This is a genomic window from Massilia sp. UBA6681, assembly GCF_002454935.1.
Taxonomy (GTDB): domain Bacteria; phylum Pseudomonadota; class Gammaproteobacteria; order Burkholderiales; family Burkholderiaceae_D; genus Telluria; species Telluria varians.
Genome location: NZ_DKJX01000028.1, coordinates 1 through 22,682 on the forward strand (window position 1 = coordinate 1; position 22,682 = coordinate 22,682).

Below are 22,682 nucleotides of genomic sequence, written 5' to 3' on the forward strand. Positions count from 1 at the left end.
ATGCCGATGCCGGTGTCGCGCACGGTGAAGCGCACCATGTTCCAGCCCTCCCCGCGCACCTGGTCGTCGGCGCGCAGCTCGACCTGCAGGTCGATCGCACCCGACCGGGTGAACTTGAAGGCATTCCCGACCAGGTTGACCAGCACCTGGCGCAAGCGGGTCGGGTCGCCGACCACGAAGCGCGGCAGCGCGTCGTCGAAGGCCACCTTGAACCCGATGCTCTTTCCCGCGGCCTGCTCTTCGAACAGGCTGGCCACGTTGCGGATGACCGCGTGCAGGTCGAAGTCGATGTTCTCGATGCTCAGCTTGCCCGCTTCGATCTTGGAGAAGTCGAGCAGGTCGTTGATGATCGCCAGCAGGGCCTCGGCATTGCCCTGGCCGCGCTGGATCTGCTCGCGCGTGGTCTCGCGCAGCGAGGCATCGCGCAGCGCGAAGCCGAGCATGCCGATCACGCCCGCCAGCGGAGTGCGCATCTCGTGGCTCATGTTGGCCAGGAATTCGGATTTCTGGCGCGTCGCATCCTCGGCGCGCTGCTTGGCCTGGCGCAGGAACTCCTCGTTCTCCTGCAGCGCGCGGTAGGCGCGCGCCAGCTCGTTGGACTGCTGGCGCACGCGCTGCTCCTGGTCGCGCAGTTCCTCGGTCTGGCGCTCGAGCATGCGGTTCTGCTGCTCGACCTGCTCGGTGCGCGCGCCCACCTGGCGCGCCAGCTGTTCCTTCTGGCGCTGCAGGCCGGACATGCGCATCCGCACTCCCATGTAGCCGAGGGCCGCCAGCAGCAGCACGGCGACGGCGCGGAACCACGGCGTGCCCCAGGGCGGCGGCTCGATCGTGATCGCCAGCGCCGCCACCTGCTCGCTCCAGACGCCGTCCTTGTTGGCCGCGCGCAGCCGGAACACGTAGGTGCCGGGATCCAGGTTGGTATAGGTGGCAAAGCGCCTGGTAGCGTCCTCGTAGACCCAGTCCTGGTCGAAGCCGTCGAGGCGGTAGGCGAAGCGGTTGCGTTCGGGCGCGGCGAAGTGCAGGGCCGAGAACTCGAGCGAGAACACCGAGGCGCCGGCCGGCAGCGTCACCGTCTCGGCGTGCTCCACCGGCCCCTTGAGCACGCCCGGCAGCGCCTCCTCGACCGGTTTGTTGAAGATCGTCAGGCCGGTGATGACGGGGCGCGGCGCCACCCGGTTGTCGCGGATCGCGCGCGGATCGAAGGCCGTGATGCCGTTGAAGCCGCCGAAGTACAGGATGCCGTCCGGGCCGCGCACCGCCGACGAGTCGAAGAAGGCGCCCTCGGTGAGGCCGTCGGCGGCCGTGTAGTTGCGCCAGCCCCCCTTCTGCGGATCGAAACGGGAAATGCCGCTGGTGGTGCTGACCCACAGGCGGCCGTCCTCGTCCTCCAGGATCGCCGCGACCGCGTCGTCCAGCAGGCCTTCGCGGGCGGTGTAGCGCACGAAGCTCACCGAACCGTCGGCGGCCGTCACCATGCGGTTCAGGCCCACCGCGGTGCCGACCCAGACGTCGCCGCGGCTGTCCTCGAACAGCGCGTGCACCTCGTCGTGGCTCAGGCTCGCCGCGTCGTAGGGATCGTGGCGGAAGTGGCGGAAGCGCCCGCTGGCGCGGTCCATCAGGTCGAGGCCGTCGAAGGTGCCGATCCACATGCGCCCGCGCCGGTCCAGCAGCATCGGCCGCACGATGTCGTCGGCCAGGCTGGTGGACTTGCCCGGGTCGTGGCGCCAGTGCTCGGTTTTCCGCGTGGCCGGGTCGAGCCGGTGCAGGCCGCCGCGGGTGGCGACCCAGATGCCGCCGTCCGGCGTGGCATACAGGCCGCGCACATTGTTGGCGTCGGCGTCGCCGGACAGCGCCAGGCGCTCGAAGCGGCCGCTGACGGGGTCGAGCGAGGTCAGGCCGGTGCGGCTGCCGATCCACACGCGGCCGCTGCGATCGCGCACCAGTGCGCTGGCCGGCAGGTCGGCCAGGCTGTTCGGATTGCGCGGATCGGGGCGGTAGACGCTGGTCGCGCCGGTGGCCGGGTCGACGTGGTTGAGCGCGGTGGCGGTGCCGACCCAGAGCTTGTTGCCGTCGCCCAGCAGCGCGCGCGCCTTGTTGTCGGCCAGGGTGTCGGGCAAGTCGCCGCGGCGCACGATGCGGGCGAAGCCGCCGCTGCCCAGGTCCACGCGCGACACGCCGGCATACCAGGTGCCGACCCAGAAGGTGCCGAGGCGGTCGCGGTACAGCGAGGCCACCTGGTTGTCGCCCAGGCTGTGGCGGTCGCTGACCACATGGCGGTGGCTCTCGAACTTGTCCTCGGGCCCGCGCCAGCGCAGCAGGCCGTCGTCATGGGTGCCGACCCAGATTTCATTGCCGGCGTCGCGGTACAGGGTCGTGATCCACCACGGGCCGATGCCGTCTTCAGGACCGAAGCGGCGTACCTTGCCCGCATCCGGCCCGTCGAGCACGCGCCGTTCCAGCCCGCCCAGGCGCCCGACCCACAGGCGTTGCTGGCCGTCCACCATCAGCGCATGCACCGGGTTGCCGCGCGGCCCCAGGCCGCCAGGGTGGTGCTCGATGCGCGCGCGCCCGGCGTCCTTGCCGGTGACCAGGCTGTCGAGTCCCCCGCCGGTGCCGATCCATAGCCTCCCGCCGGCGTCCAGCGCCAGCGCGTTGACGTTGTCGTCGCTCAGGCTCGCTTCGTTGCCGCGCTCGTGGTGCCAGGTGGTGAAGCGGCGCAGCGTGGTGTCGAAGTGCTGCAGTCCGTCGTTGGTGCCGATCCACAGGCCGTCGCGGCCGTCGCCGACGATGGCATTGATGTGGCGGTTGCCGTTGCCGCGCCGCGCAGTCTCTTCCGGCACGAACAGGGTGAAGGACTGGGTGACCGGGTCGTACAGGTTCAGGCCTCCGTCGGTGCCCAGCCACAGGCGGCCGTGGCGGTCCAGGTGCAGCACGCGCACCCAGCTGTTCGACAGCGAGCGCGGCTTGCCGGGCACGGTGCGGTAGTTGATGACGCGGTAGCCGTCGAAGCGCGACAGGCCGTTCTGGGTGCCGAACCACATGAAGCCGTCGCGGTCCTGCACCACCGCCAGCACGGTCTCCTGCGCCAGGCCTTCGGACACCGACAGGTGCTCGAAGCGCAGGGTCGGGCGCGGCGGCGCGGCCAGCGCACCCACGCTCAGCACCAGCAGCAGCGCCGCCGCACACCATCGGAGCAGCGCGTTCATTCGGGGAAGAAGGCCAGCACGTCGTCGCGCCGGGCCAGGGTATCGTGTTCGCCGAGGCGGATCAGCTCGCGCGTATAGCTGCCTTCGAACAGCAGGTAGGAAGCCAGCGCCGCGCCGCGCGTTTCAAGCGCGCCGATCCCGCCCAGCAGCGTGCGCACCGGCGACGGCAGGCTGTGCACGTGGCGCAGGGCGATGTCGTCGAGCCGTTCGGACGGCGCGATCACCAGGAGTTCCACGCGGCGCAGCGGCAGCGCCGCGCGGGCCTCGGGCGGCACGCGCTCGAGCGTCTGGTTGACGCGCTGCAGGCGTTCGATGTCGGCGGCCAGGCTGTCGAGGAAGATCGAGGACAGCGCATGGCCGGCGATCTGCGCCAGGCTCGGATAGCCGCCGCTGGTCGCCGAACCTGGCGGGGCGGCGGCCGCCGTTTCCGACATGCGCCCCGCCCCCACCACCAGCACCCGCGTCGCGCCCAGGTGGATGGCCGGCGCGATCGGCGCCAGCTGGCGCATCGAACCGTCGCCGCAGTATTCGCGCCGGCCGCCCAGGTACAGCGGCACCGCCGGGAATATGAAGGGAATGGCGCTCGACGCCAGCAGGTGCTCGACGCTGATCTGGGTCGACAGCGCCAGGCGCTGATGGCGCAGCCAGGGCGCGATCTCGCGCGCGGCCTGGTAGAAGGTGATGTGATGCCCGCTGCTATACGAGGAAGCGGTGATCGCCAGCGCATGCAGGACGCCGTCGGCGAGCGCGGCATCGAGGCGCGGCAGGTCGAGGGCGCGGTGCAGCAGGCCGGCCAGCGGGGTGTTGTCGAGCAGGGACTGGGGCGGCGAAGCGTGCCACTTGCGCAGCAGCCAGCCGAAGGACAGCAGCGACAGCCAGCGCGCGCCCGAACGCAGCACGGCCAGCGAATCGGCGCGGTAGACCTGGTGGGCGCTGACGCCTTCCCAGACGTTCAGCAGGCCGCGTACGGCGCTGTTGAAGTCGTCGGCGCGGCAGGCCAGCGCGGTGGCGTTGAGCGCGCCGGCCGAGGTGCCGCAGATGATGTCGAAGGGAGAGCGCAGGGCCGGACGGCCGGCGTCGGCAAGGATGCGGGCGATCGCATGCATCACGCCGGCCTGATAGGCGGCGCGTGCTCCACCGCCTGTGAGGACCAGGCCTGTTTTTGCTCCACTGTCCACCCGCGAAGCTTAGCAAAAGTCAGGTATCTCTTGGGAAATATATGGATCGAGTCTGGCTTGTCCAGGCTTTTTAGCCACAGGAAGCGGGAAAGGCGCCCTACTAGCAGCGAGGGAATTTACGTATAGAAAGAGTCTTTTCGCCAGATAGTGAAGTGAGCACAGCCAAAACCGGACAAATTCTATTTTAACAACAGTAATTTACTGTCGGAAAATTTTACAGCTTTATTTTCTTTGGACGTGAAGATCAATGTAAAACCTATAAATTCAATCACTTGAATCAATTGGCACGCAACTTGCTTAAATGCAGAGAATCAATATTTGTTATAACTATTATATGAACCAAATCCAAGTCCTGAAGAAAATTGCTGCTGTGACACTGTTTGCCAGCGTGTCGCTTGCAGCCCACGCCACGCCCATTGCCGTCGGCACGTCGTATACATACAACCTGTCCACGTCCGCCACCTTTACTGGTAGCCCCGTGACGGTCCAGTTGACCCAGGCATCGGCCGACCGTGTCGACGTCAAGGTAAGCCTGGCTGACAATTATTATTTTGCCGGGACGGGCCCCAGCGACAGCCCAAGCTTCGGCTTCAGCCTGGCCAGCGCCTACCAGAATGCGGTCATCGACTACACCGGGAGCGCCTTCAGAGTGCTGAGCGGAGGACCGTTCAACCTGACCCCAGACGGCATGTTCACGCATGGCTTCAAGCTGAACAGCGGCGGCATTTCCAGCAAGGTCGGCAGTCCGCTCGAATTCAGCCTCAGCATGGCCGCCCTTTCCCTGGATGCATTCACTCCGAGCACTGCAAAGAACAAGGGGCAACCCGGCGGCTACGGCTTCGCCGCCCACATCGGCGACGCAGGAGGCAAGACCGGCGGCATCGGCGTGCAAGGTCTCATTCCCGCCAGTATCTATACGCCGCCTCCAGTGCAGAACGATGGAAACCAGGGCGGCTCGAGCGGCGGCGGTTCCACAGGCGGTGGCTCGACCGGCGGCGGTTCCACGGACGGTGGCTCGACCGAAGGCGGTTCCAATGGTGGCGGTTCCACTGGCGGCGGCTCGATTGATAGTGGTTCCATCGGTGGCGGCTCGGGGGAAGGCGGCGCCACTGGCGAAGTTCCGGAACCGGCGTCCACGGTCCTGATCGGCCTGGGCCTGGCGGCGCTGGTCTCGCAGCGCAGGCGCCGCAAGGCGTAAGGGAGTTCCCGACCTGGCATGCCGCCCGATCTGCAGCGGGCGGCATTATTTATCTGGGCGCTGCGCGATGACGACCAAGTGCTGTTCCGGATGCTGGTCGAACTCGAGGTGCCGTAGCAGGCAGCCGGCCTCCTCGATCACCGCGAGCAGGCCGGGTATCCCGAGCGTGCCGTAGTAGACCTCGGGCCCCATCGCGGCATCGACGTGTTCATGGGCCCGGTCCAGCCCGCCCGCGGTGAAGAGGAAGACCCCACCCGGCTCGAGCGCGCGCATCAGCTTGAGCATGAGTGCGCGCTGGTCTTGCAGACGGACGTGCCAGATGCTGTCCCAGGCCGCCACGAAGCGGTAGCCGCGGGGAAGCGGCCAATCACGGATATCGGCCTGGTGCAGGACGACCTCCGGGTCGGTCGCCTGCGCCAGTGCCAGCATGCGCGCCGACAGGTCGACAGCCTCGATCCGCAAGTCATGGCGCCGCAACAGCGGATTGAAACGGGTGTTGCAGCCGCAGCCGACGTTGAGGGCCCAGCCATCGGCTACCGGCGCAAGAAAGGCGAGCGCCCGCTCGTGCTGATGCAGGCCGTTGCTGCCGTCGAATACCCCGTCCAGCCAGCGTTCGGCCAGCTGGTCGTAAGCGGCGGCGGTCGACGGGCGCGGCATCCGGATGGTTCCCTCAGTCCCCTTGCGCCACGCCTTCGCGGCGTGGATCGGCCCCGCCGTACCACAGCGGCACCCCATGCACTTCGATGCGCTGGATGCCGTGCAGGCCGGAGGTCTGCTCGCCCAGGCGCACCTTGTGGCCGCGCGCGTTCAAGGCCTCGATGGTGGTCGACGGGAAGCGTCCCACTTCGAGTTCGGTCGGGCCGTTGCGGCTGCCGAAGTTCGGCATCGCGATTGCCTGCTGCACGTTGAGGCCCCAGTCGAGCGTCCCGACCAGCACCTTGGCGACGTAGTTGATGATGGCCGGGCCGCCCGGCGAACCGACCGTCAGCACCAGCTTGCCGGTCTTGCGGTCGAACACCACGGTGGGCGACATCGCGCTGCGCGGGCGCTTTCCGGCTTCCACCCGGTTGGCGATCGGGCCGTCGGCGTCACGCGAGGCGAAGGAGAAATCGGTCAGCTGGTTGTTGAGGATGAAGCCGTCCACCATCTGGCGCGATCCAAACGCATCTTCGATGGTCGTGGTCATCGCCAGGCCCGCGCCATAAGCGTCGACCACCGACACGTGCGAGGTCGACGGCGTTTCGATCGCATTGTCCTTGCCCCAGTGCCAGGCCATCTCCATGCCGGGCGGCTTGCCGGCCGGGGCCTCGCCCATCGAGCGCGGTCCCACCAGCCTGGCACGCGTGGCCAGGTAGTGCTTGTCGATCAGGCTCGGCACGCCGCGCCCCGGCAGCGGCACGAAGTCGGCGTCGGCGGCGTAGCGGTTGCGGTCCGCATAGGCCAGGCGCCCTACTTCGCTGAACACGTGCAGCGCGTCCGGGCCCGGGACGCCGTTGCCTGGCGCGAGCGCCTTCATGTCGAAGGTCTCGAACATGCCCAGCATCTGGGCGACGGCGATGCCGCCCGAGGATGGCGGCGGCATGCCGCACACGGTATAGGCACGATAATCGCTGCACACCGGCGTGCGCACCTTCGGCTGGTAGGCGGCGATGTCGGCGGCGCTGAGCAGGCCCGGGTTGGTCGGGTGGCCCTGCACCTTGGCGGCGATGTCGCGCGCGATGCGGCCCCGGTAGAAGGCGTCGGCGCCGCCCTCGGCGATCTCGCGCAGCGTCTTTGCCAGTGCCGGGTTCTTCAGGATGTGGCCGACGGCCCAAGGCTGGCCGCCGTTGCCGTAGAAATAGCGCGCCGCTTCCGGGTCCTTGCGCAGGTAGCGGTCGCCGGACAGCAGCGCGTGCAGGCGCGGGCTGACCGCGAAGCCCTCTTCTGACAAGCGGATGGCGGGCGCGAACAAGGCCTTCCACGGCAGCTTGCCATGCTCCTTGTGCGCCAGCTCGAGCATGCGCAGCACGCCCGGCGCGCCGACCGAACGGCCGCCGACGATGCCATCAAGGCGCGACAGCGGCGTGCCGTCGGGGCGCTGGAACAGGCGCTCGTCGGCTTTCGAGGGCGCGGTCTCGCGGCCATCGAAAGCCTGGGTCTTGCGGCCGTCATAGTGGACCAGGAAGGCGCCGCCGCCGATGCCGGACGACTGCGGCTCGACCAGGGTCAGCACCAGCTGGGTGGCAATCGCCGCGTCGATCGCGCTGCCGCCTTGCTGCAGGATCTGGTAGCCGGCCTGCACCGCCAGCGGATTGGCCGCGGCCACCATGTATTTTTTCGCGGGCCAGCCGGGCTTCGTGGTGTAGCCGGTGGCGGCTTCCGGGGCCGCCTGGCGAGTGTCCTGCGCCAGCAGCGGCTGGACGGTAGAGGCCAGGGCCAGGGCCAGGGCCAGGGAGGTAGCGCGCAACTTCGTATTGTTCAAATCGTTTCTCCAAAAGCAAAACGGGCGCATGGCTTGCGCCATGCGCCCGACATCTGCCAATCCTACAACAATTGGCAAGAGCCTTCAGGAAGCTTACTTCGGCTGCATGCGGATCGCGCCGTCGAGGCGGATCGTTTCGCCGTTGAGCATCACGTTTTCGATGATGGCCTTGGCCAGGTGCGCGTACTCCTTCGGCATGCCGAGGCGCGGCGGGAACGGGACCATCTTGCCCAGCGAGTCGCGCACTTCCTGCGGCATGCCCATCAGCATCGGGGTCTCGAAGATGCCCGGGGCGATGGTCATCACGCGGATGCCGCTGCGCGCCAGGTCGCGCGCCATCGGCAGGGTCATGCCGGCAACCGCAGCCTTCGAGGAGCCGTAGGCGGCCTGGCCGATCTGGCCGTCGAAGGCCGCGACCGAGGCGGTGTTGATGATGATGCCGCGCTCGCCGTACTCGCCTGCTTCAGTCTTGCCCATGGCGTCGGCCGCCAGGCGGCACATGTTGAAGGTACCGACCAGGTTGATGTTCACCGCGCGCTGGAAGGCGTCCAGCGGGTGCGGGCCGTCCTTGCCGACGGTCTTGACGGCCGGCGCCACGCCGGCGCAGTTGACCAGGCCGCGCAAAGTGCCGAGCTTGGTGGCCGCGTCCACGACCGCGAGGCCATCCGCTTCCTGCGTGACGTCGCACTTGACGAACTGGCCTTTCAATTCGGCCGCCAGCGCGGCGCCTGCCTCCGCCTGCACGTCGGCGATGACGACCTTGCCGCCCGCTTCCGTGATCATGCGCGCCGTGGCTGCTCCCAGGCCCGACGCGCCACCGGTCACGATGAACACATTGTTCTGAATTTGCATGGTTTTCCCTTTTAAAAGTTCTAGTGCCGCTGTGATGACGGCTTACGCGAACGTTACGTTAACGTAAACGTCAAACAGCCGGCATTGTAGCGAACTTTTGGCAAGAAAAACCATTCACCAACGCGATGATTCCGCCAGATCAAAGGCACTGCACGGTGGTGCCGTTGGTCGTGCAGGCGCGGCCGCTGCTGCTGACCGCGACATTGCCCGGGCCGCTCGCGTTATAGGTCGTGCCGTTGACGTCGGTGCAGGTGCCGCCCACGCAGCTCACCACCTGGCTCGACTGCGGACCGACCGGGCCGGGCGCGGCCGCTACCCCGGCGCGCGGGACCGGCGCCGGGCCTGGCGCGGCGATGCGCGGCGTGGGCTCGATGCGCTGGACCGCGCCCGGACGGCGCTGGGCCTGTTTCTTGGTTTGCTGTTGGCGCTCGGGCTTGCCCTGGAGTTCCTGCTGGGTCCTGGGCTGCTGGGTTTGCGGCTGGGCCGGGGCCTGCGGCGGGGTCGGAGTCGCCGGTTGTCCGGTCCCGGGCGCCGGACGGGCCGAAGGATCGACTTCGTTCTGCTTGCTGGTGACCGGCGGCTGGCCGGCGCGCTCTTCCTGCGCCTGCGGCCGGGCCTCGCCTGCCGCCTGCGTGCTGGCCGGGGTCGGCTGCTGCGGATTCAGCACCGGGCCATACGTGGCGCTGTCGTCGACCGGCTTGCCCGTCGGCGGCTGGGCCGGCACCTGGTTCTGGGCCAGCGCTGCCGCCGGACCCAGGGCGAACAGCACGGCAATCATGGACTGGATGGGACGCATGGTGCACCTCGAGCGAATGGATATTGGACAGGCCATTATCTGCCCGCATCGGCGCGTTCGGCGCACGCGAAACACTTCCTCACATGATTGTTGAACGGTAACGGGCGGCGCAGCTGTGGAGGAGCGTGCGAAGATCGGCTCCATCACATTCTCAGGAGCGAGCATGAGGCAGGTAGAGATCGTGGAAGGCGACCACGTACGGGGCAATCCCGATGCCGACATCGTCATCATCGAATACGGGGATTTCCAGTGCCCCTACTGCGCGCGGGCCCACCCGACACTGAGCGGGCTGCAGAAGCAGTACGGCGAGCGCATCGCGCTGGTCTATCGCCACCTGCCGCTCGGCATGCACCCGTATGCGGAAAGCGCGGCCGAGGCGGCGGAGGCGGCAGGCGCCCAGGGCAAGTTCTGGGAGATGCACGACACCCTGTTCGAGCACCAGGCGCAGATGGCCCCGGCCCAGCTGCCGCTGCTGGCCCAGGGCCTGGGGCTGGACGCGGCACGTTTCGACGCCGACATGGCCGAGCGCCGGCACCGCGAGCGGATCGGGGCGCAGGCGCAAGAAGCGAAATCACTGGGAGCGAGCGGGACGCCGAGCTTCTTCATCAACGGCGAACGCTACCAGGGGGATTCGGACCGGGAGTCGCTGACGGCGGCCGTCGAGCGCTACTTATAAATGAAAAAACGGCCCCGCAGGGCCGTTCGATCAACTTCTTGAGTATTTATTCCGACAGGGCTGCGAAGGCCGCGTCGCGCACCTGCTCGACCGGGCCGACGCCCGAAATCTTGCGGTACTTCGGCGCACCAGGCAGGCCCGACTGGGCCCACTTGTTGTAGTAGCCGAGCAGCACTTCGGTCTGGTTGTGGTACACGGCCAGGCGCTTCTGCACGGTTTCTTCCTTGTCGTCGTCGCGCTGCACCAGCGGCTCGCCGGTGACGTCGTCGACGCCGTCGACCTTCGGCGGGTTGAACTTGGTGTGGTACACGCGGCCCGATGCCTGGTGGGTGCGGCGGCCCGACATGCGCTCGACGATCAGTTCGTCAGGCACGTCGATTTCCAGCACGTAGTCGATCTGCACGCCGCTGTCCTTCATGGCGTCGGCCTGTGCAATGGTGCGCGGGAAGCCGTCGAACAGGTAGCCATTGGCGCAATCGGTCTCCTTCAGGCGCTCCTTCACCAGGCCGATGATGATGTCGTCCGACACCAGCTGGCCAGCATCCATCACCTTCTTGGCAGCCATGCCCAGTTCGGTTCCGGCCTTGATCGCGGCACGCAGCATGTCGCCGGTGGAAATCTGCGGAATGTTGAACTTTTCCTTGATGAAGTTGGCCTGGGTGCCTTTGCCGGCGCCGGGTGCTCCTAACAGAATGAGACGCATGAGTTTCCTAGATTCTTAGAGGATGTTGATAATTTTTATGTTGGCAGACGATTGTGTTTGATGCATATCTGGCTACTTGACACGAAAGTTACCACAAAAGTCAGCTTTAACGCCAATCCCCGGGCCTGTCGCCAGTTCGTTTTGACATAGCGCAGACAACGTAAAATTGGCGTAAGAAAGTTCAGGCAGCGTAGTGGCGGCGCACCCGCTCCAGGTCGTCCGGGGTATCGACGCCGGCGGGCGGCGCGCTGTCCGTGATGTGCACGGCGATCGGGTAGCCGTGCCACAGCACGCGCAGCTGTTCCAGCGCTTCGATGGTTTCGAGCGGGGAACTCTCCAGCGCCGGATAGGCCTGGAGGAAGGCGTTGCTGTAGGCATAGAGGCCGACGTGGCGCAGCGGCGCGTAGCCGGCCGGCAGCGACTTCTTGCTGGCCGCGAAGGCGTCGCGGTGCCAGGGAATGGTGGCGCGCGAGAAGTACAGCGCCCTGCCCGCCTTGTCGAGCACGACCTTGACCACGTTCGGGTTGAACACCTCGGCCACGTCGACGATCGGATGGGCCACGGTGGCCATCGGCACGCCCTCGACGATGCGCGCGGCGCAGGCGGCCAGCAGGCTCGGGTCGATGAGCGGTTCGTCGCCCTGCAGGTTGACCACCACCTCCTCTGGCGCCAGGCCCAGCTTGTGCGCGACTTCGGCGATGCGGTCGGTGCCGGACGGATGGTCGGCGCGGGTCATGCAGGCTTCGATGCCGTGCGCCTCGCAGGCCGCCAGGATGTCCGGGTGATCGGTGGCAACGATGATGCGGCTCGCTCCCGATTCGCGCGCGCGTTCGGCCACGCGCACCACCATCGGCTTGCCGCCGAGGTCGGCCAGCGGCTTGTTCGGCAGGCGCGTCGAGGCCAGGCGGGCCGGGATGATGACGGTAAAGCCCATCGACTTACACCGGTTCGATCTTGCGCGCCTGGTCAGCCCACATGATCGGGATACCATCGCGGATCGGGTATGCCAGGCGGTCCGGGCGGCAGGTCAGTTCCTGCGCTTTCTTATCGTATTCAAGCGGGCCCTTGCACAGCGGGCAGACCAGGATATCAAGCAGTCGAGCGTCCACGACATTTCTCCACGATTTGTTCGGCCAGCGCGGGATCGATCCGCGCCGTCACGGGCACGACCCACAAGCGCGGGTCGTCCTTCAGGTTATCAAGTTGCCGACATTTTACTGCATCCTTCTCCGTGATCAGGATGACATCGGCGTCGAGCCCGTCGAAAGGACGGTCGAGGAAGTCGTGGTGGTCGGGCAGCGGCAGTTCCCGGAAGTCCAGGCCGGCGCCGCGCAGCATGGCGAAGAAGCGGCCCGGATTGCCGATGCCGGCGGCCGCCACGATGCGCCTGCCCTTCAGGCGCGCGAGCGGCAGGCAATCTTCCGGGCGCATCAGGGGCTCGGCGAAGTCGCCTGCCAGCTGCATCCGGAACGGCTGGCCGCCGACGGCGCGCGCCAGCTGCGGGGTGATCTCGGGCGCGTTCACCACCGTGAAATCGCGGCGCCGCGAAGGCGGCTCGCGCAGCGGGCCGGCCGGCAGCAGCCAGCCATTGCCGACGCCGCGGCCGTCGAACAGGACGATCTCGACATCGCGCGCCAGTGCGTAGTGCTGCAGGCCGTCGTCGGTGATCAGGACGTCCACTTCCGGGTGGCTTGCCAGCAGCGCCCTGCCCGCCTGGGCACGCTGGCGTCCCACCACGACCGGGCAGCCGGCGCGCGCCGCGATCAGGAGCGGCTCGTCGCCCACTTCACGGGGATCGGATTGCGGGGTCACCTCGCGCGGCACGTCGGCCGCACCGCCGTGGCCGCGCGAGATCACGCCCGGACGCAGGCCGGCGCCGCGCAGGTTGTCCGCCAGCCAGATCGTCAGCGGCGTCTTGCCGGTCCCGCCGATGAAGATGTTGCCGACCACGATGACCGGCACCGGCAGGCGCTCGCTCTTCTTCAGGCCAAGCCGATACAGCAACGTGCGCACCCCGGCGAGAACGCGGAACAGCAGTGCGAGCGGCAGCAAGGCCAGCGCCAGCGGGCCGCGGCGCAGCCAGGCACGGGTGAGTGTCGATTCTAGGTTGGAAGCCATGGAGGAGCGGACGCCGGGGCGTCCGCGTTCTTATTTCCTGGTGCCGGTCTGGGCGGCGAAGGTCAGCTTGTCGTAGCCGGCCACGCGCGCCGCTTCCAGCACGTTGATGACCATCTGGTGCATCGCGAACTGGTCGGCGTTGACGATCACCACCGGATCGACCGCTGGTTGACCGCTCGGGGCATTGCGGGCAGCAGTTTTCAAGTCTTCTGCCAGGCCGGCCACGCTGTGGAAGGACACCGGCACGTTGTTCACCGTGTAGTTGCCCTTGGCGTCGATGGTGACGTTGATCTCGAAGGGACGCTCCTGCACCTTCTCGGCGTCGGCCGTGGGCAGCGTGATCTGCAGCTCGGTGAACTTGCTGTAGGTGGTCGAGACCATCAGGAAGATGAGGACGACCAGCAGCACGTCGATGAACGGAATCAGGTTGATCTCCGGTTCCTCGCGCTGGCGGCCGCGGCGGAAGTTCATCATTTGCGGGTCCCGTGCACGACGTCGACGAATTTCACGGCCTGCAGCTCCATCTCGACGATGAAGCTGTCGACCGAGGAGCGGAAGTGGCGGTAGAACACCAGGGCCGGCATGGCGATGGCCAGGCCGAAGCCGGTGTTGTACAGCGCCACCGAGATGCCGTGCGCCAGCTGGGCCGGGTTGTTGCCGGTCGGGCTTTGCGCGCCGAAGATCTCGATCATGCCGACCACCGTGCCGAACAGGCCCAGCAGCGGAGCCAGCGAGGCGATGGTGCCGAGGGTGGTGAGGAAGCGCTCGAGGCCGTGGGCGACGCCGCGGCCGGCCTCCTCGATGGATTCCTTCATGACGTCGCGCGGAGCGTCGACGTTGCGCAGCGCGGCGGCCAGCACGGTGCCGAGCGGCGAATTGTGTTCGAGCTTGTCGACCACCTCGGGCGTGACCTTGCCGGCGCGATAGACGCGGATCACTTCATCCAGCAATGCCTTCGGGAGGATCTTCTCGCGGCGCAGGTAGATCAGGCGTTCCACGATCAGGGCGACGGCAATGATCGAGGCAATCAGCAAGAACCAGATGGGCCAGCCTGCAGCTTGAAAAATGGCGAGCAAAAGAAACTCCTGTGGGAAAGAAAATCAGTTCAGCAATGTAACAAGTTGCCAGCGGTGCGGCAAGTGTGGTTCTGCACAGCTTCTGTGGATAAAAATGTGCGCAAGGCCCTCTTCTGGCACAAAGAGCCTTGATTTCAAAGGACATTCTGCGCCTGCGCAAGAAAACGGCACGTGTCAGATGAGTATGCTTCCAGCTCAAGCATCTTGTTGGGGATGATGTTGATCTATCTCAACCGTTTGCACTTACGAACAAATTCTGTGGACAAAATTGTGCGCAATGGCTTCCGACGGCAGCTAAGTCATTGTTTCGTTTCGAAAAATTTCCGGAGCGCAAAAAATAGGCAGTGTCGCAGCTTGTCCTCACGCGCCCAGCTCTGTGCGGTTCCTCACATTTTTTGTGGACAAAAGTGTGAGCAAGGGCCGATTTCAAAAGCTAAGTGCTTGATCTAACACAAGAAAATATCACTGCATAAAATTTCATCACTCAGCAGTAATGCGAGGGATTGTGTGCAACTCTGCCCTGTCATGCATGACTTATTCTGTGCTGTAGACCTTGCGGCTAAGAAAATTCACATCTGCACATTTTTTGTGGATAAGGATGTGATGAATGCGGTATGTAGCGAGCTAAGCCATTGATTCATAAAGGATCGGATGGGACTGCCTCTGAAAGATGCAAATGCTGGCAAATGGTCGAAAAGCCGTGTTCGAAGCTGACGGGTGGGCCTATCCAGTGCGTTCAGCGCAACGAATCCGGCCTCGGCTGGCCGTGGTGAGCGCCTTGTGCACACTTTTTGTGGACAAAATTGTGCGCAAGGCGCTCTTCGATACCCTAAGTCGTTGATCTAAAACAATAAACTTTCCTAGCGTCATTTTTAGGCAGCCGTGTCGGCCTTGTTGCCCAGCCTTCGGGCCCGGGTAGTCGACGCCACGATATGCACATATTTTGTGGACAACAATGTGTCCAAGCCAGGCATAGGGCCGCTAAGTGCTTGACGCATAAGGGAAGCGCGCGCCACGCTCCATTCTTGAGCAGGCTCCTGTCTTATGCATGAGTTGCCCACAGATTTTGTGGATAAAGTCGCGTTAAAACCTAAAGAGCCCTCTGCAAGCCATTGATTTCAAAGACTTTCAATAGAATGCATTGAAAACTGGCAACAACGCGTCATGCCGGACACGGCGCGCACGACTGCCGCCAAGCCTTGTCGTTTTCTCCAAGATATGACATAAGCATCAGCTTTACCAAAGCAGCCAAGCAGCCTCCATGGACTATCAAAGCGACGCCGATCCCGCCTACACCGCGCCACCCGTCATGACCGTGACGACCCTGAACCAGCAGGTCGCCCGCCTGCTCGAACGGAGTTTTCCACTGGTCTGGATCGGCGGCGAGATCTCCAACTTCACGCGCGCCAGTTCCGGCCACTGGTATTTCACGCTGAAGGATGATGCCGCCCAGGTACGCGCCGTGATGTTCCGTAGCCGCGCGCAATACGCCGGGTTCAATCCGCGCGAAGGCGACAAGGTCGAGGTGCGCGCCCTGGTCACCCTGTACGGCGCACGCGGCGACTACCAGATCAATGTCGAGACCATCCGCCGCGCCGGCGTCGGCCAGCTCTACGAAGCCTTCCTGCGGCTCAAGGAAAAGCTCCAGGCCCAGGGCCTGTTCGATGCAGACCGCAAGCGAGCGCTGACGCTGTTCCCGCGCACCATCGGCATCGTCACCAGCCCCCAGGCCGCGGCCCTGCGCGACGTGCTCACCGCCCTGCGCCGCCGCGCGCCGCACGTGCGCGTGATCCTCTACCCGGCCCCGGTCCAGGGCCAGTTCGCCGCCGACAAGATCGCCGAAGCCATCATGACCGCCTCGCGCAGGCAGGAAGCCGACGTGCTGCTGGTGTGCCGCGGCGGCGGCTCGATCGAAGACCTGTGGAGCTTCAACGAGGAATGCGTGGCGCGCGCCATCGACGCCTGCCAGGTCCCGGTGATCTCCGGCGTGGGCCATGAGACCGACGTCACCATCGCCGACTTCGCCGCCGACGTGCGCGCCGCCACCCCGACCGCCGCCGCCGAGCTGGCGGTCACGCCGCGCGCCGACTGGCTGGCCTCCCTGTCGGGCGACGCCCAGGACCTGCGCCGCGCCATGCGCCGCACGCTGTCGGAAGCCAGCCAGGGCCTGGACGGCTATAGTCGGCGCCTGCTCAGCCCCTCGGCCCAGATCCGCCACCAGCGCGTCAAACTGCTGTCGATGGCGGCCGCCCTGACCCATGCGGTGCGCACCCCGGTGAACCGCCAGAACCTGGTGCTGGCCCAGCTGCAGCAGCGCTGGATGCGCCACCGTCCCGACATGCGCGCCATGCGCGCGCAATTGCTGGCCGACGGGCGCCACCTGAACACCAGCCTGTGCAACGCTGTCAAACGGCGGCGCGACGCCCTCGAGGCCCTGACGGCGCAGCTGGAATTGCTGAACCCGCAACGCACGCTCGAGCGTGGCTATGCCATCGTCCGCAACGTCAAGGGCGAGGTGCTGCGCGACCCGGCGCAGGTCAAGGCACGCAACAAGCTGAGCCTGCGGCTGGCCGGCGGCACGGCCGACATCGTCGTGTCCAGCGTGCAGGCCGCGCTGGGTGATCCGAATGACTAGCCAAGCATGCAACATCGCGCTATCCGGTTTAGAATAGCGCGGTTTTGGAACAAAACCCGTCCAACCAACGCACAAGGAATTGAACATGGAACATACCCTGCCGCCACTGCCGTACGCTAAGGATGCCCTGCAGCCGCACATCTCGGCCGAGACCCTGGAATACCACCACGGCAAGCACCACCAGACCTATGTCACCAACCTGAACAACATGATCAAGGGGACCGAGTACGAAAACATGTCCCTGGAAGAGATCATCCAGAAGTCGACCGGTGGTGTGTTCAACAACTCGGCCCAGGTGTGGAACCACACCTTCTTCTGGAACTGCATGACCCCGAACGGCGGCGGCGCTCCGACCGGCAAGGTCGCCGACGCGATCAACGCCAAGTGGGGCTCGTTCGACAAGTTCAAGGAAGAGTTCAACAAGTCGGCACTGGGCAACTTCGGCTCGGGCTGGACCTGGCTGGTGCAGAAGGCCGACGGCAGCGTCGACATCGTCAACACCTCGAACGCCGGCACCCCGCTGACCACCTCGGACAAGCCGCTGCTGACCGCGGACGTCTGGGAGCACGCCTACTACATCGACTACCGCAACGCGCGCGCCAAGTTCCTGGACGCGTTCTGGAATGTCGTGAACTGGGACTTCGTGAACCAGAACGCGGCCTAAGCCCTTCTCGTTCGTGAATGCAAACGGCCCGCTTTCGCGGGCCGTTTGCTTTTCAGTATGGGCAGAAGCGATAGGCTTAGCCGCGCGCCTCCGCATCGATCCGCGAGTTCGCCGCAGTATCCCGCATGAACCAGCACACCACCAATGTGCACGCGATCACCCCCGTGGCATACCAGTAGAACCCGCTCTCCAGGTTGATCGACTTGAACCACAGCGCCAGGTACTCGGCCGTCCCGCCGAACACCGACACAGCGAAGGCGTACGGCACGCCGACGCCGGTGGCGCGGATGGTGGCCGGGAACAGCTCGGCCTTCACCAGCGCGTTGATCGAGGTGTAGCCGGACACGATGATCCAGGCGCAGGCGATCAGGGCAAAGGCTTCCCACGGGCCTGACGCATTGCGGATGGCCGTGAGCAGCGGCACCGTGAACAGGGTGCCGAGCAGCGCGAAGCCCACCAGGAGCGGACGGCGGCCGATGCGGTCGGACAGCGCGCCGTACAGCGGCTGCAGGCACATGGCGAACAGCAGCGAGGCCGCCGAGACCGCCGTGGTCTGGGCGTCGGTGAGGCCGACCGACAGGCGCAAAAATTTCTGCATGTAGGTGGTGTAGACGTAGAAGGCCAGGGTGCCGCCCATGGTCAGGCCGATCACCAGGAGGACTTCGCGCGGGTGCTGCATCAGCTGTTGCAGGCCGCCCATCTTCTTGGCCTTCTTGCGCGCCGCCTCGAAGGAGTCGGTCTCGGGCATGTTGTGGCGCATGGTCAGGGCCAGCACGGCCAGGGTCGCGCCGATGAAGAAGGGAATCCGCCAGCCCCAGGCGCGCAGCTGCTCGTCCGAGAGCAGGTAGCGCTGCAGCACCAGCAGGAGCAGCAGCGCCAGCAGCTGGCCGCCGATCAGGGTCACGTACTGGAAGCTGGCATAGAAGCCGCGGTGCCTGGAATCCGCCATTTCCGACAGATAGGTGGCGCTGGCGCCGTACTCGCCGCCCAGGCTCAGGCCCTGCAGCAGGCGCGCCAGCAGCAGGATGCAGGGCGACAGGATGCCGGCGGTGGCGTAGGTCGGCGCGCAGGCGATCAGGAGCGAGCCGAAGCACATCAAGAGGACCGAGGCCATCAGGGCCGTCCTGCGGCCGCGCCGGTCGGCCAGGCGGCCGAACAGGATGCCGCCGATCGGGCGCACGAAGAAGCCGAGGGCGAAGATGCCGGCCGTGGACATCATCTGCGCGGTCGGGTCCTGGGCCGGAAAGAAGGAACTCGCGAAGTACAGCGCGAACGCCGAATAGCAGTAGAAATCGAACCACTCGACCAGGTTGCCGGACGAGCCGACGAAGATGGCGCGCAAGCGTTTGCCGGAAATCCGTTCTCCGGCCTGGGCGCGGCCCTCGACGGCCGGCCGCGTTGTGACTGCAGTCATGTTGTCTCCTGTGATGCACGGGAGATCGACGCGTCTCCCGTTTCCAGGCCCTTACTATCGCGCGCGGCCGTAGGGCGCGCATCCGGGATGTCGGCGCGAGCGCCTCCGTAAAACTACGCAGAAGCATTCCAAAGCGCCGGCGCAACTGCTATCGTCTCGTGATCTGATCCTGAGGAAACCGAATGGCCCGCCCGTTCATCGCCCGTTACTGGCGCGGGCTCCTTGCCGCCGTGGGAGCGCTGGTCCTGATCGCGGCCGCGGGACACTGGGCCGCGCAGCGCGAACTGCAGGCCAAGACCCAGGCCCTGCGGCAGGCCGCCGCCGCGCAGGCGCTGGGCCTGCGCGGCCTGGTCGAGAAGCACGACTTCCTGCCGCATGCCGTGGCGCGCCACCCGGGCGTGCAGGACTTGCTGCGCGCCCCGCAGGATGCTTCCTTGCGGGCGCGCGCCAACGATTACTTTGCCGACCTGCAGGCGACCACCGGCGCCGCCGCGCTCTACCTGGTCGACCGCGATGGCTTGACGCTGGCGGCCAGCAACTGGAACACGCCCTCGAGCTTCGTCGGGCAGAACTACCGGCAGCGGGCCTACTTCGAGGACGCCGTGCAGGGCCGCCGCGGATTGTTCTATGGCCTCGGGCTCACCACCGGCCAGTCCGGCCTGTTCATCGCGGAGCCCGTGCGCGTGGACGGCGCCATCCTCGGCGTGGCCGTGGTCAAGATCAGCCTGGAGGCGCTGCAGGCCACCTGGATGGGTGGGCTCGAACCGGTCGTGCTCAGGGACAGCCGCGGCATCGTCTTCCTGAGCGGCGTGCCCGAATGGCTGTACCAGGCTATCCGGCCGGTGTCCGCGCAAGACGCCCGCTGGATCGCCGAACACGGCCAGTATGGCAAGCGCACGCGCTTCGACGTCCTGCCGTGGAAGATCGAGGCGCGACCCGACGGCGCCGGCTTCGTCCTGCGCACCGGGGTGCAGGGACAACGAAGAACCCTGCTCGCACTCGACACTCCGCTGCCGGAACTGGGCTGGACCCTCACCGTCACCTCGGATATGAAGGAAGTGGCGCAGGCACGCCGCTCCGCGCTCGCGCTCACGGCGCTGGCCGTGGCGCTCCTGCTGCTTGGCACCCTGTACTGGCGGCTGCGCGAGCGGCGCTTCGTCGAACAGCGCACGGCGCGCCTGGAGCTGGAGCGCCGGGTCGACGAGCGCACCCGCGACCTGGAAGAAGCGCACGCCTTCCGCAAGGCCATGGAAGATTCCCTGCTGGTGGGCATGCGCGCCCGCGACCCGGACGGGAAGATCATCTACGTCAACCCGGCGCTGTGCGCCATGGTCGGCTACAGCGCCGAGGAACTGCTCGGCTGCCGGCCGCCCTACCCCTACTGGCATCCGGACGACCTGGAAAAGCAGGCGCGCGAAAGCGACGAGGCCCTGCAGGGCCGCGCCGCGCCGCACGGCTTCGAATCGCGCATCCGCCACAAGGACGGGCACGACGTCATCACGATGGTCTACGCCGCGCCGCTGGTGGACGCCCAGGGCGTGCACCGGGGCTGGATGAGCTCCGTAGTGGACATCACCGCGCAGAAGCAGGCCGAAGCCCGCCAGCGCGACCAGGAACTGCGCCTGCAGCGCAGCGCGCGCCTGGCCAGCGTCGGCGAGATGGCGTCCACCTTGGCGCACGAACTCAACCAGCCGCTGATGGCCCTGTCCAATTTTGCCGTGGCCGCGCGCGCGCTGGTTGCGCGGGGGCCGTCCGAGCTGCTGCCGGGCGCGCTCGACGAGATCGTCGGCCAGTCGCAGCGCGCCAGCGAGATCGTCAAGCGGGTGCGCGCCTTCATCAACCCGCAACGGGGCCAGTACGAAATCCTGGCGATGGTGGACGTGATCACCCATGCGCGAGCCCTGCTCGAGCCCGAGCTGAAAGCCCAGGGCGCCACCCTGCGCCTGCTGCTCGAGGACGCCGGCGCCCGGGTGCGCGGCGACCGGGTCCTGCTCGAGCAGGTCCTTGTCAACCTGGTCCATAATGCGCTGCAGGCCATGCAGGACCAGCCGCGTCACCGCCGCACGATCGAGCTGGCCTGCCGCCGCAGCGAGGGAGGGCTGCGCATCGGCGTGGCCGACCAGGGACCGGGGATTCCGGCCGGGCAGCTCGACCAGGTGTTCTCCCCCTTCTTCACCACCAAGCCCGATGGCCTCGGGCTGGGCCTGAACATCTGCCGCAGCATCGTCGAGGCCCACGGCGGCGCCATCGGCGTCGAGAACCGGCCGGGCGGCGGCGCCACCTTCTCGTTCACGCTGCCCATCGTTCCATGAAAGAGCCATGAAAGAGTCATGAAAGAAGCGCCACTGACCCTGTATGTCGTCGACGACGACGAAGCCCTGCGCCGCTCCCTGCTCCTGCTGCTGTTCTCGCAGGGAATGGCGGTGCAGGCCTTTGACTCCGGCGAGGCCTTCCTCGACACCGTCGACCTGCGCCAGCCGGGCTGCGTGATCCTCGACCTGCGCATGGGCGGCATGAGCGGCCTGGAAGTCTTCGAGCGCCTCTTGGGCGCGCACAGCCCGCTGGTGACCCTGTTCCTGTCGGCGCACGGCGATATCCCGACCGCCCTGGAAGCGGTGCGGCGCGGCGCCTACGACTGGGTGGAAAAGCCGGACACCCAGCGCCTGCTCGACAAGCTGCCCGCCGCCACCGCCCTGGCCCGCGCCCGCGCCCAGGCGCTGCGCATGTGGGCCGAGCTGACGCCGCGCGAGCGCGAGGTGGCGCGCCTGGTCGGGCTGGGCCAGCCCAACAAGGAGATCGCACGCATGCTGGTGCCGCCCTGCAGCCATCGCTCGGTGGAGACGCACCGCGCCAACATCTTCAACAAGCTCCAATGCGCCAACGACAACGAGCTTGGGCGCTGGCTGGCGGCCCATCCCTGGCTGGACTGAAAGCTCAGCGGAGCAGCACTTCGTTGCGGAAGCGCCAGGCATAGGTCTGGCCGACCTTTAACTGCGCCGGATGCTCGCGCAGCTCGACGATGAAGCTGCCCAGCTCATCCCGGCGGATGCGCGCGATGGCGCGGGCGCACACCAGGGTGCCGCGCCGGATCTGCAAGAACTGGTCGGGGTCCAGGCCTGCCGCCAGCTCCTTGATCGGCATCCGGATCAAGCCTTCATCCAGGGCGGTGACCACCCGCGTGTAGCGCGTGTCCGATTCGAAGAACAGGATCTCGTCGATCGGGAACAGCTTGATGACATTGCCCGCCGTGCAGCTGATCCAGCGGATCCGCTCCTGGGCGGCGTTCGGCCGCAGGCGCTGGTCGAGTTCCATCCAGCTCCTGGCGCGCTCGGCGTCGCCCTTGCCCGCCGCGAGCTGGGTCCGCACGCGTTGCAAGGCCTGTTCCAGCCTGGCCCCATTGACCGGCTTGAGCAGGTAGTCGACGGCGCCGAGGTCGAAGGCGTCGATCGCATGGCTGTCGTAGGCGGTTGTGAAGACGACGCAGGCTTTGCCCGCGCTGGCGCGCGCGACCTCGAGCCCGCTGATGCCGGGCATGCGGATGTCGAGGAAGGCCACGCTTGGTTCCAGCTCGGCGATCGCGGCCAGCGCATCGCTGCCGTCTTCCACCGAGGCGACGATCTCGAGCTCCGGCCAGGCAAGCAGGAGCAGGCGTTGCAGCTCGGCGCGCTGCAGGTCCTCGTCGTCGGCAATGATCGCGGTCGGCAT

20 protein-coding genes are annotated in these 22,682 nt (G+C 66.6%); 6 read left to right on the forward strand and 14 right to left on the reverse strand.

Translation table 11 applies throughout. The features are described 5' to 3' along the window. Together B2R83_RS03820 and B2R83_RS03825 are read right to left on the reverse strand one after the other, a co-directional pair. Positions 1 to 3,206: ligand-binding sensor domain-containing protein (locus tag B2R83_RS03820; RefSeq protein ID WP_292038348.1), on the reverse strand; the 3,206-nt coding region annotated here is incomplete at its 3' end. Continuing rightward, a complete protein-coding gene (locus tag B2R83_RS03825; RefSeq protein ID WP_209588315.1) occupies positions 3,203 to 4,360 on the reverse strand; it encodes a patatin-like phospholipase family protein in 1,158 nt (385 codons plus the stop codon). The genes B2R83_RS03820 and B2R83_RS03825, both read right to left, overlap by 4 nt. A gap of 358 nt (positions 4,361 to 4,718) precedes the next feature. Here B2R83_RS03825 and B2R83_RS03830 point away from each other — a divergent pair, with 358 nt between their 5' ends. Continuing rightward, positions 4,719 to 5,582 carry a PEP-CTERM sorting domain-containing protein gene (locus B2R83_RS03830; RefSeq protein ID WP_292038349.1) on the forward strand — a complete coding sequence of 288 codons (864 nt, stop codon included), beginning with the start codon at positions 4,719 to 4,721 and terminating at the stop codon, positions 5,580 to 5,582. Positions 5,583 to 5,627: 45 nt separating this feature from the next. Here the strand turns inward: B2R83_RS03830 and B2R83_RS03835 are convergent, their stop codons facing one another. The 4 genes from B2R83_RS03835 to B2R83_RS03850 all read right to left on the reverse strand — a co-directional run bounded on the left by B2R83_RS03835 (position 5,628) and on the right by B2R83_RS03850 (position 9,691). After that, positions 5,628 to 6,239: a class I SAM-dependent DNA methyltransferase gene (locus B2R83_RS03835; RefSeq protein ID WP_292038350.1), complete on the reverse strand. Its 612-nt coding sequence runs from the start codon at positions 6,237 to 6,239 to the stop codon at positions 5,628 to 5,630. Between the two features lie 13 nt (positions 6,240 to 6,252). Further along, complete coding sequence (gene ggt, locus B2R83_RS03840) at positions 6,253 to 8,073, reverse strand: gamma-glutamyltransferase (protein ID WP_414674347.1); 1,821 nt, start codon at positions 8,071 to 8,073, stop codon at positions 6,253 to 6,255. A gap of 63 nt (positions 8,074 to 8,136) precedes the next feature. After that, the gene (locus B2R83_RS03845) at positions 8,137 to 8,895 is read right to left on the reverse strand and encodes a 3-hydroxyacyl-CoA dehydrogenase (protein ID WP_292038352.1); all 759 of its coding nucleotides are present in this window, start codon (positions 8,893 to 8,895) and stop codon (positions 8,137 to 8,139) included. 139 nt (positions 8,896 to 9,034) lie between these two features. After that, positions 9,035 to 9,691, reverse strand: coding sequence for a hypothetical protein (locus B2R83_RS03850; protein ID WP_292038353.1), 657 nt, complete (start codon positions 9,689 to 9,691; stop codon positions 9,035 to 9,037). Between the two features lie 163 nt (positions 9,692 to 9,854). Here B2R83_RS03850 and B2R83_RS03855 point away from each other — a divergent pair, with 163 nt between their 5' ends. Next, entirely contained in the window at positions 9,855 to 10,367 is a 513-nt protein-coding gene (locus B2R83_RS03855; protein ID WP_292038354.1) for a DsbA family protein, read from the forward strand. A 46-nt stretch (positions 10,368 to 10,413) separates the two neighbouring features. Here B2R83_RS03855 and adk read toward each other — a convergent pair whose 3' ends face one another. From adk to B2R83_RS03885, 6 genes are all read right to left on the reverse strand, one after another. Then, positions 10,414 to 11,070: an adenylate kinase gene (adk, locus tag B2R83_RS03860; RefSeq protein ID WP_036216206.1), complete on the reverse strand. Its 657-nt coding sequence runs from the start codon at positions 11,068 to 11,070 to the stop codon at positions 10,414 to 10,416. A 181-nt stretch (positions 11,071 to 11,251) separates the two neighbouring features. Continuing rightward, positions 11,252 to 12,004: a 3-deoxy-manno-octulosonate cytidylyltransferase gene (kdsB, locus tag B2R83_RS03865; protein WP_292038355.1), complete on the reverse strand. Its 753-nt coding sequence runs from the start codon at positions 12,002 to 12,004 to the stop codon at positions 11,252 to 11,254. Positions 12,005 to 12,008: 4 nt separating this feature from the next. Beyond that, the gene (locus tag B2R83_RS03870) at positions 12,009 to 12,179 is read right to left on the reverse strand and encodes a Trm112 family protein (RefSeq protein ID WP_081926130.1); all 171 of its coding nucleotides are present in this window, start codon (positions 12,177 to 12,179) and stop codon (positions 12,009 to 12,011) included. Beyond that, positions 12,160 to 13,188: a tetraacyldisaccharide 4'-kinase gene (lpxK, locus tag B2R83_RS03875; protein ID WP_209588231.1), complete on the reverse strand. Its 1,029-nt coding sequence runs from the start codon at positions 13,186 to 13,188 to the stop codon at positions 12,160 to 12,162. The genes B2R83_RS03870 and lpxK overlap by 20 nt, the downstream gene beginning before the upstream one ends. A 30-nt stretch (positions 13,189 to 13,218) precedes the next feature. Continuing rightward, positions 13,219 to 13,659: an ExbD/TolR family protein gene (locus B2R83_RS03880; RefSeq protein ID WP_027864785.1), complete on the reverse strand. Its 441-nt coding sequence runs from the start codon at positions 13,657 to 13,659 to the stop codon at positions 13,219 to 13,221. Continuing rightward, positions 13,659 to 14,264, reverse strand: coding sequence for a MotA/TolQ/ExbB proton channel family protein (locus tag B2R83_RS03885; RefSeq protein WP_285378628.1), 606 nt, complete (start codon positions 14,262 to 14,264; stop codon positions 13,659 to 13,661). The genes B2R83_RS03880 and B2R83_RS03885 overlap by 1 nt, the downstream gene beginning before the upstream one ends. Positions 14,265 to 15,525: 1,261 nt before the next feature. Here B2R83_RS03885 and xseA point away from each other — a divergent pair. Then, positions 15,526 to 16,899, forward strand: a complete 1,374-nt coding sequence (gene xseA / locus B2R83_RS03890; RefSeq protein ID WP_292038357.1) for an exodeoxyribonuclease VII large subunit — start codon at positions 15,526 to 15,528, stop codon at positions 16,897 to 16,899. A gap of 85 nt (positions 16,900 to 16,984) precedes the next feature. Continuing rightward, positions 16,985 to 17,563: a superoxide dismutase gene (locus tag B2R83_RS03895; RefSeq protein ID WP_027864788.1), complete on the forward strand. Its 579-nt coding sequence runs from the start codon at positions 16,985 to 16,987 to the stop codon at positions 17,561 to 17,563. Between the two features lie 76 nt (positions 17,564 to 17,639). Here B2R83_RS03895 and B2R83_RS03900 read toward each other — a convergent pair whose 3' ends face one another. Then, positions 17,640 to 18,977 carry an MFS transporter gene (locus B2R83_RS03900; RefSeq protein ID WP_209588228.1) on the reverse strand — a complete coding sequence of 446 codons (1,338 nt, stop codon included), beginning with the start codon at positions 18,975 to 18,977 and terminating at the stop codon, positions 17,640 to 17,642. Positions 18,978 to 19,159: 182 nt separating this feature from the next. Here B2R83_RS03900 and B2R83_RS03905 point away from each other — a divergent pair, with 182 nt between their 5' ends. Together B2R83_RS03905 and B2R83_RS03910 are read left to right on the forward strand one after the other, a co-directional pair. Continuing rightward, entirely contained in the window at positions 19,160 to 21,289 is a 2,130-nt protein-coding gene (locus B2R83_RS03905) for a sensor histidine kinase (protein ID WP_292038359.1), read from the forward strand. 18 nt (positions 21,290 to 21,307) lie between these two features. After that, positions 21,308 to 21,907 carry a response regulator transcription factor gene (locus tag B2R83_RS03910; RefSeq protein WP_209588226.1) on the forward strand — a complete coding sequence of 200 codons (600 nt, stop codon included), beginning with the start codon at positions 21,308 to 21,310 and terminating at the stop codon, positions 21,905 to 21,907. Between the two features lie 4 nt (positions 21,908 to 21,911). Here the strand turns inward: B2R83_RS03910 and B2R83_RS03915 are convergent, their stop codons facing one another. Continuing rightward, positions 21,912 to 22,682 carry a LytR/AlgR family response regulator transcription factor gene (locus B2R83_RS03915; RefSeq protein ID WP_292038360.1) on the reverse strand — a complete coding sequence of 257 codons (771 nt, stop codon included), beginning with the start codon at positions 22,680 to 22,682 and terminating at the stop codon, positions 21,912 to 21,914.